The 3,639-nt window shown below is 30.1% G+C and carries 5 protein-coding genes; all 5 read left to right on the top strand.

Features of this window, described 5'->3' with window-relative positions; all coding sequences use genetic code 11:
• Nucleotides 1-214 (top strand): hypothetical protein (locus tag IJQ68_RS08305; protein WP_292799124.1); only part of this gene is annotated, 214 nt, incomplete at its 5' end.
• Nucleotides 215-593: 379 nt separating this feature from the next.
• Nucleotides 594-1,517, top strand: a complete 924-nt coding sequence (locus tag IJQ68_RS08300; RefSeq protein WP_292799122.1) for a hypothetical protein — start codon at nucleotides 594-596, stop codon at nucleotides 1,515-1,517.
• Nucleotides 1,518-1,521: 4 nt separating this feature from the next.
• Nucleotides 1,522-2,043 carry a hypothetical protein gene (locus IJQ68_RS08295; protein WP_292799120.1) on the top strand — a complete coding sequence of 174 codons (522 nt, stop codon included), beginning with the start codon at nucleotides 1,522-1,524 and terminating at the stop codon, nucleotides 2,041-2,043.
• Nucleotides 2,044-2,070: 27 nt separating this feature from the next.
• Nucleotides 2,071-2,283, top strand: coding sequence for a hypothetical protein (locus tag IJQ68_RS08290; RefSeq protein ID WP_292799118.1), 213 nt, complete (start codon nucleotides 2,071-2,073; stop codon nucleotides 2,281-2,283).
• A 271-nt stretch (nucleotides 2,284-2,554) separates the two neighbouring features.
• Nucleotides 2,555-3,340 carry an SWIM zinc finger domain-containing protein gene (locus IJQ68_RS08285; RefSeq protein WP_292799116.1) on the top strand — a complete coding sequence of 262 codons (786 nt, stop codon included), beginning with the start codon at nucleotides 2,555-2,557 and terminating at the stop codon, nucleotides 3,338-3,340.
• Nucleotides 3,341-3,639 lie beyond the last annotated feature (299 nt).

The following is a 3,639-nucleotide window of genomic DNA, read 5'->3' as shown; positions in this document are numbered from 1 at the left end:
TTTCAATCTTCCTATTATTGAAGAAATTACATTAAGGGATATTCCATACCATCAGCAAAAAGAAGAAATAATTGAATACTGTAAACAGAACAAACGAGTTTTCATGTCAGACATTGCAAATGACTTAAAGCTTGATTTAGGGGATGTTTATGATATTGTAAATGAACTGATTGATGAAGGGGTATTGGGTGTTCGAGATGACAACCGTTTATAGGAAAGGTGATCATTTAAAAGGGAAAAAAAGTTATCTGTGAATCCCGAAAAATGAGTCCTATAAGAATCATTAACAAAACAGGACGGCATAAAGCTCAACAAGTTACTCTTCGAGATAATGTGGACTGTTATATTGATACAGAATTAGATTATTTATGATTGTAGATTTAATCTTTAATCTTTTTCTTTTTTTAAAACAACTCATTTAAAAACAAAATTACTCGATTTATATAATTCTTGATTTGTAGATGTATTCTGTTAATCAGCATATTTAATTGAGAAATTTGATATGAATTCAACACATGCAATACTTAAAAATCTTTGTGAGTGATGTCTCATAAACATTAAAATTAACTATTATTAAATTCATATCATTAATCATGGAATATATAGAAAGGATTTCAAACATTAATTTTAGAAATATTATTGGAAAATCCCATAAATTTAACCGTAATATTTTAAATGAACTTAAAAGATGCGTATTCATCCATCACTGCACAGACAATGGGGATGATACATTTTCATGTACATACTCCAAATATAAAAATGAAGAAGTATTGTATTTTTTCACGGATTTAGATGAGTATTATAAATGTTATAGCGAAAATGAGAAAAATACAATCCCTATGTTTTGGGATTTTGCAATGATTTATGATTTGCTCTATGATAATCTCTCAGGCATTATCATAAACCCCAAAACAGAGAACTTTTTCATTCCAAGTGATGTGCTTTTTCATATTCTGGCTGATGAACTTGAAATCAAAAATGAATTGGAGTCTCAGCTTGAAATATTTAACGATGATATTTTAGCTAGAAAAAAAATCTACACTCCCGAAGAGCTTTTTCATATTGAGGATTTAAGGAAAAACAGGTCTCTTGAAAAGTATCTTAAAAACAAGAAACGTTTAAATCGTTTGGATAATCTATTTAGCTATTTTAAACATTCTCATCTATATGCCATTGCTCAATATGATGAAAAGCGGGACTTTGAAGGGGACTGGTTTAAGGTTGAGTGGCTTGAATACTATAAAAAAGACAATTGCATTGTTGTTTTTATGGATTTGGATTCGCTTAAGAATGAAGTTAAGGATTACGATATGTTCTGTTACTATGGTGTTGCTGATATGCTCAATATCACGGAAATTGTTCTTAGGGATGACTGGGAAGGCATCATAGTGAATACTGGTGAACAGGAATTCAAATTAAACAGGAAACTCCTAATCAAGCATTATGATTCATTGAGATTAAATCAATATGATTTTGAGCTGGATAATGCTTCAAAATATATTTTCAAACTGGAGTGATATGATGATAGCATATGAGATTAACGTAAAGCTAAACAAATTCGAATTTCCAACTTCAAGACACATGCTTATTCCTCAGGGTATAACATTCAGCAAACTGAATGATATACTGCGCTTATCATTCGGTTTTGATGCATTCAGAGCATATTCATTTATCGTTGACGGTTTGAATGTGGAAATAGCCGATCCAAGATCATCGGATTCGTTTAAAATAGACAGTAGAGATACATATATCAACAACTATTTCAAGTTATTCAAAAAGATTGATTACAGATATCACTTCACTGAAAACTGGATGTTTACTATAAAAATCAAAAAGGCTGTTGATGTAAACTTTGGTCATGCTAAAATCCTTGATTTTGAAGGTGAATTCAATCTTTTGGAAGGATTTTTCGGTCCATATTATGTTGAGGAACTTATATATTCCTATTATCATCCGGAGCAATTGGATGAAAGCCGCTTTGATTTGAATGATTTGGAGAAATTCGATTTGGATGAAACCAACAATAAGCTTAAAGGACTTTAGAATTTATGTTTAAATCAAAAAAATTTCATGTTCAAAAAGACTATAACAAGAATTGTCAATTCAGGAAATATGAATCCTCTTTTTAAGCCGATTGCGGTGCTTGATGAGGACAACAATCTCATCAGGTATTATGATGACTACTGCGACGAGCTTATTGATATAGAGAATGGAATTTTTCTTGCATTGGTTTATATGGAGTATATGAATTTAAGAAATGTTAAATATCTTGAATATGCATAAAAATATAGTGATGAGTTCTGTGAAGAGTTCATACTTATAACTCATAAAAACAGAATGATGATTAGAATTTCGGTGGACAGGTGCCCGGAATATAAGAGTCCCGAAACATTTGGTGTTAAAATAAAAAAGAATTGAGGATATTTTAAAATAACTTATGGGATGATATATGAAACATATTATCAAATCGGAATGGATATATATTCCAGAAACAACATCATTAATCCTGTCGTTGAAAAGTTAATGTATAATTCCTTGAAATTAAGGTGGTAAAATGATTTTTAAATGGGAAGATTATTTCACAGAAAAGCAATTGGAAGATGGTTTCGATTTAGACATTAAAGTCGAATCCGTTATACGAGCAATAAATTATATTTCAGCTGATGTTATAGAAAATGGCAAAACATATGATGTTTCCATTGATATCAATGATAAATTTCAGATAGAATCATGTGAATGCGAATGCGGCAAGGAAAAATGCCACCATATGGCTGCAGTGATATATGCACTTGACGAGGACAACAAATACATCGAATATGATATGGCTGTTGAACATCTGGATAATGAGAAGTTAATTGAATTTTTAAAAGACCAGCTGAGTTATAATGAAGATCTTCTTGATGAATTTAAAGATAAATTCAGACAGGACATTATAAAAGAGGAAATCTTATCATATGAAGATGAAGTATTTATGATATTGGATGGAATATTCTGGGAAGAGAACCTGAACTTATTTATCGAAAATCAGCTAATAGAATGCTTCAATTCAGGAGAATATCGTTATACTCTTTATCTGATAACATTATTTTTCAACAGATTCCTTGACAAGCATAGTTTTGATGAAGAAGCAGATATGGATAAGTCCTGGAAGATAATCGTTGATTTGATAGAAAAAATAGCGCAACATGAGGAGGATCTTGTATTTGACTTTTTATATGAATGTTTGTCCCATAATTATTCTGCATTATATCAGCCATTTGGCGTATTGATGAAATTCTTTGCTGATAACTTCAATAATGAGAAATACTTAAAGCAAAAAAGAAAATTATTCAATGTTTAAAATTATCCTCACTCAAACTTCAAACTCGAATAATACACCTCAAAAGCTTCAAAAGCGTTATTTAAAATTAAATCATCACAATATTTATCAATGATAAAAATATAGGATAAATTACTTGGTGTATATTAACTTTGGAGGAAAAAAATGACAAACGATAGTTTCAATCTTCCTATTATTGAAGAAATTACATTAAGGGATATTCCATACCATCAGCAAAAAGAAGAAATAATTGAATACTGTAAACAGAACAAACGAGTTTTCATGTCAGACATTGCAAATGACTTAAAGCTTGATTTAGG

It is taken from the genome of Methanobrevibacter sp., assembly GCF_017447225.1.
Lineage (GTDB): Archaea > Methanobacteriota > Methanobacteria > Methanobacteriales > Methanobacteriaceae > Methanocatella.
Note: the sequence above shows the minus strand (reverse complement) of the source record. Positions and strands in the feature narration are given on the sequence as shown.

Bases quoted from the DNA above. Each gene is read 5' to 3' on its own strand.
- IJQ68_RS08300 (WP_292799122.1), top strand. From the start codon at position 594: ATGGAATATATAGAAAGGATTTCAAACATTAATTTTAGAAATATTATT.
- IJQ68_RS08295 (WP_292799120.1), top strand. From the start codon at position 1,522: ATGATAGCATATGAGATTAACGTAAAGCTAAACAAATTCGAATTTCCA.
- IJQ68_RS08290 (WP_292799118.1), top strand. From the start codon at position 2,071: ATGTTCAAAAAGACTATAACAAGAATTGTCAATTCAGGAAATATGAAT.
- IJQ68_RS08285 (WP_292799116.1), top strand. From the start codon at position 2,555: ATGATTTTTAAATGGGAAGATTATTTCACAGAAAAGCAATTGGAAGAT.